We start from the raw sequence: 481 nt of genomic DNA on the forward strand, positions 1-481 counted from the left end.
GAACTGAACGCGCCAGGCCTCCAGCACGATCCCCACTGGTACCGCAAGGCGGTCTTCTACGAGGTCCTGGTGCGCGGGTTCGCGGACGGCAACGGCGACGGCTCAGGCGACTTCCACGGCCTGATCGAGCGGCTGGACTACCTGCAGTGGCTCGGCGTCGACTGCCTGTGGCTCCCGCCGTTCTTCCAGTCCCCGCTGCGCGACGGCGGCTACGACATCTCGGACTACAACTCGGTCCTGGACGAGTTCGGCACCATCAGTGACTTCAAGCGGCTCGTCGCGGAGGCCCACGCCCGCGGCGTCCGGGTGATCATCGACTTGCCCCTGAACCACACCTCGGACMAGCACCCCTGGTTCCAGGAGTCGCGCAAGGACCCCGACGGGCCGTTCGGGGACTTCTATGTCTGGAGCGACACGGACGAGAAGTACCAGGACGCCCGCATCATCTTCGTCGACACCGAGGAATCGAACTGGACCTTCG

The 481-nt window shown here is 65.8% G+C and carries 1 protein-coding gene; it reads left to right on the plus strand.

The genetic code is table 11. The features are described from left to right. The coding region (locus AB4111_RS31155; RefSeq protein ID WP_442035139.1) for an alpha-amylase family glycosyl hydrolase at window positions 1-481 on the plus strand (481 nt) is incomplete at both ends.

The organism is Paenibacillus sp. 2KB_22 (assembly GCF_052115745.1).
Lineage (GTDB): Bacteria > Bacillota > Bacilli > Paenibacillales > Paenibacillaceae > Paenibacillus.